Raw genomic sequence first — 4074 nt, 5'->3', positions numbered from 1 at the left:
CCGAAGTGGCGGTGATCGACTCCATCCAGACCCTGTATTCGGATGCGTTGACCTCGGCTCCCGGCTCGGTGGCGCAGGTGCGCGAATGCGCGGCGCAAATGACGCGGGTCGCCAAGACTTCCGGCATCACCATCATCATGGTTGGCCACGTGACCAAGGAAGGCGCGCTGGCCGGCCCGCGCGTGCTGGAGCACATCGTCGATACGGTGCTCTACTTCGAGGGCGATACCCATTCCAGCTTCCGCCTGGTGCGCGCCTTCAAGAACCGCTTTGGCGCGGTCAACGAACTGGGCGTGTTCGCCATGACCGAGAAGGGCTTGAAGGGGGTCTCCAATCCTTCGGCCCTGTTCCTGTCGCAGCATGAGAATCAGGTGCCAGGCTCCTGCGTCATGGTGACCCAGGAGGGCACGCGTCCGCTGCTGGTGGAAATCCAGGCGCTGGTGGACAGCTCGCACGTGCCCAATGCGCGCCGGCTATCGGTGGGCCTGGAGCAGAACCGGCTGGCGATGCTCCTGGCCGTGCTGCATCGACATGCCGGCGTGGCCGCCTTCGATCAGGATGTGTTCATCAATGCAGTCGGTGGCGTGAAGATTACCGAGCCGGCTGCCGACTTGGCGGTGCTGCTGGCCATCAATTCCTCGATGCGCAACAAGCCCCTGCCGCGTGGGCTGGTGGTGTTCGGGGAAGTCGGTCTGGCCGGCGAGATCCGTCCCGCCCCGCGCGGTCAGGAGCGCTTGCGCGAGGCAGCCAAGCTGGGCTTTTCCATCGCCGTGATCCCCAAGGCCAATGCGCCCAAGCAGGCCATCGAGGGCTTGAAGGTGATTGCCGTGGAGCGCATTGACGACGCCTTGCAGAAGGCGCGCGAGATCGACGATTACGCCGCCTGAAGAGTTTCAGCCGGGCGTGGCGAAGGTGACGATGACCTGATTGACTTCGCCCTTGATGGGCGCCTCGCCAGTGCGCGCGGTGCCGCGCAGGCTGTAATGCAGCTGGAAGGGGCGGGTGGCGTCGCGGCCATTGAAGAAGTCGGTGCTGCCGGCGTTGGCGTCGCTCACATCCCAGCATAATCCCGCATCCTGCCAGCACAGCCGCGCCTCGAAACCGGCTGGCTTGCTGGCCAGCGTATAGCGCCAGCTGACCTTGCTGATGGTGGCGCCCGGCGGCACCTGTCCCACTACCTTGAATTGCGTGACATAGTCGGCATTGCGGGCGCGGATGTCCGGCCCCGGTTCGTCGGAGGCATAGGCACCGGCCGGGCCATTCCCATGCGCCTGCGGCACCAGCGGGGAAGGGCCGGAGGGAACGACCGGGGAGACGATCACGATGGGGCGCTGACCGCCGTTACCCCCCACGGGCGGGATGCTCAGGTTGCGGTCGGCATAGGTCTGCGCCAGGGCCAGACCGGGCAGGAGGGCGCAGGCCAGCATGGGCCAGACTCTCCATTGGCTGGTGCGCTCAGGCATGACGGCGATGCCCCTTCAACGGCAGAGAAATCTGCACCAGCAGGCCGCCGTAGTGTTCTTCATGTCCCTTCAAGACCAGCTTGCCATTGTGCTTGAGCACGATGCGGTTGACGATGGCCAGGCCCAGCCCGGAGCCATTGGCCTGGCCGCGTGCGGTATCGAGACGGGTGAAGGGGCGCAGCAGGCGTTCGCATTCGTTCTCCGGCACCCCCGAGCCATGGTCGAACACTTCCACCACCACTTGCTGGCCCTCGATGCGGCTGCGGATATGGATTTCGGCGCAGTCGCTATCGGCGGTCTTGCCGTAGCGGCGGGCGTTCTCGACCAGGTTGCTGAACACCCGTGCCAGTTCGGTGCCGTTGCCGGCAACCTCGGTGGCCGGGGTGATCTGGGTCGTGATCTTCACGTCGGCCAGACGGCTGGACTTGGCCGCCACGTCTTCCAGAAGTCCAGCCAGGTCGATGGTTTCCAGGGTGTTGGTATCGAAGGGTTTCGCGTAGTCCAGGAACTGGCCGATGATGCTGTCCATCTGCGCCAGGTCCGAGTGCATCCCGTCACGCGATTCATCGGACAGGTTGGCCATCTCCACTTCCAGTTGCATCCGCGCCAGGGGTGTGCGCAGGTCGTGCGAGATGCCGGCCAGGATCAGGGCGCGGTCTGACTCGATGCGGTTGAGGTCGGCCACCATCTGGTTGAAGCTGCGGTTGGCTTCTTCGATCTCGGTGGGCCCGGACTCAGGTAGCGGTTCCGGCTGGCGCCCCTTGGCGATGGCACGCGCGGCGGCCGTCAATCGGGCCAGTGGCTGGTTGATGAGGGTGGAGATGAAGACCGCACCGATCAATGACAGGAATAGTGCAATCGAGCCCCAACCCAGCCATTGCAGGCTGGAAGTGCGATCCAGGCGACCGCGGTCGAGCATGAGCCAATACTGGTCATCATCGATGTTGAAGCTGATCCAGAAACCCTCCACCTCGTTGACGCTGGAGGCAAAGATGGTGTTCTCATCCAGCGACTGGCGCACGTAGTACTCCAGCTCGGGGACGATGGGCGAATCCTCGGGCGGGACGATGCGGTCGGTCTTTTCCAGCGGATAGATGCGGATGCCTTCGTTGCTGGCCAGGTCGAACAGCAGCTCACGCCGCATCTCGGGTGCGGAGTGGGTGAGGGCGGCGCGGGTGATGGTGACCACCGACACGATCTGTGCGGCCAGTTGCTCGGCGCGCGGGCCGCGTTCGACCATGCGGAAGCTGGCCACCCAGGCCACCATGCTGGCGGTGATCAGGAAGGTCAGGAGGAAGAACGTGCGCCAGAACAGGCCGTTGCTGAACCATCCTGATGNAGTACGGACTTTCATCGGCAAGCGGCCTGCAGGTCGGGGGTGAAGCGGGTGATCAGCGCGGTTTCCCTTCCGGGATGAAGACATAGCCCAGGCCCCATACGGTCTGGATGTACAGTGGATTGGCCGGGTCTGGTTCGATCAGCTTGCGCAGGCGCGAAATCTGCACGTCCAGGCTGCGGTCGAATACTTCATATTCGCGACCACGCGCCATTTCCATGAGCTTCTCGCGCGACAGCGGTTGGCGGGCATTGCGTGCAAAAACCTTCAGTACCGAGAACTCCCCGGTCGTCAGCGAGATGGTTTCGCCATTCTTTTTCAGGGTGCGGGTGCCCAGGTCCAGGATGAAATCGCCGAATTCGAAGGTTTCCGGGGTTTCGGACGGTGCGCCCGGTAGTTCATCGGGGCCCTTGCGGCGCAGCACCGCATTGATGCGGGCCACCAGTTCACGCGGGTTGAACGGCTTGGGGAGGTAGTCGTCGGCCCCCATTTCCAGGCCGATGATGCGGTCCACGTCCTCGCCCTTGGCGGTGAGCATGATGATCGGCGTCTGGTCGCCGGCGCCGCGCAGGCGGCGGCAGATGGCCAGGCCGTCTTCGCCGGGCAGCATCAGGTCCAGCACCAGCAGGTCGTAGCGCTCGCGGATCCAGAGCTTGTTCATGGCCTGGGCGTTTTCGGCCGTGACCACGTTGAAGCCTTGCTCGGTGAGGTAGCGACGCAGCAGGTCGCGCAGACGAATGTCGTCATCCACCACCAATACTTTGAATTGATTGGCGGAAGTTGTCGTATTAGTATTGTTGCCGTTGGTTGTATTCATGTTGCCTATGGTAGCGTCTTGGCGATTTTGAGCAAGTCGGGTCTATTGATCCATTACAAACTGTTACATCCCTTACCTTAATCATCTTATACCATCGCGGCCTGCGGCCTAAACTGGAATCACGTCGGGAAAGCAACGTCGTCACTGCTTTCTCTCCCTGATTCTCTGTCCCCGGAAAAAATCGCATTATGAAGATTGCAGTCCTCAACAAGCTATGTCTGGCAGCGATGCTGGCGCTCGGTGTGGGAGCGGCCGCGTTGGCGGCCCCACCCCAGGGCGGCCGGCCGATGCCGGGGCAGCCGGGTGAGTTCAGGCAGCACGTAAGCGACTTCCCATCCGAAGAGCAGCGCAGCCAGATGGGCAGCGAACAGGGACAGCGCCGCAACGGCAAGCTCAGTGCCGATGAACGCCGCGAACTGCGTCGCCAGAATCACGAAGTGGGCCAGGATATCTACCGC

At 63.2% G+C, this 4074-nt stretch carries 5 protein-coding genes; 2 read left to right on the top strand and 3 right to left on the bottom strand.

Features of this window, described 5'->3' with window-relative positions:
- Positions 1 to 887: DNA repair protein RadA (gene radA / locus I5W_RS10610; protein ID WP_044529196.1), on the top strand; the 887-nt coding region annotated here is incomplete at its 5' end.
- Positions 888 to 893: 6 nt separating this feature from the next.
- On the opposite strand, the gene I5W_RS10605 is transcribed toward radA, so the two are convergent.
- The 3 genes from I5W_RS10605 to ompR form a co-directional block, all read right to left on the bottom strand.
- A complete protein-coding gene (locus I5W_RS10605) occupies positions 894 to 1427 on the bottom strand; it encodes a flagellar protein FlhE (protein ID WP_044529195.1) in 534 nt (177 codons plus the stop codon).
- 28 nt (positions 1428 to 1455) lie between these two features.
- Positions 1456 to 2817 carry a sensor histidine kinase gene (locus tag I5W_RS10600; RefSeq protein WP_199901729.1) on the bottom strand — a complete coding sequence of 454 codons (1362 nt, stop codon included), beginning with the start codon at positions 2815 to 2817 and terminating at the stop codon, positions 1456 to 1458.
- Between the two features lie 37 nt (positions 2818 to 2854).
- A complete protein-coding gene (ompR, locus tag I5W_RS10595) occupies positions 2855 to 3616 on the bottom strand; it encodes an osmolarity response regulator transcription factor OmpR (protein WP_017451038.1) in 762 nt (253 codons plus the stop codon).
- Between the two features lie 188 nt (positions 3617 to 3804).
- Between ompR and I5W_RS10590 the strand changes: the two genes are divergently transcribed.
- On the top strand, positions 3805 to 4074 hold a 270-nt coding region (locus tag I5W_RS10590; RefSeq protein ID WP_044529193.1), incomplete at its 3' end, for a hypothetical protein.

It is taken from the genome of Herbaspirillum sp. B65 (assembly GCF_000333555.1).
Taxonomy (GTDB): Bacteria; Pseudomonadota; Gammaproteobacteria; order Burkholderiales; family Burkholderiaceae_D; genus Herbaspirillum; species Herbaspirillum rubrisubalbicans.
The sequence above is the reverse complement of the archived record's forward strand: the minus strand, read 5'-3'. Positions and strand labels throughout refer to the sequence as shown.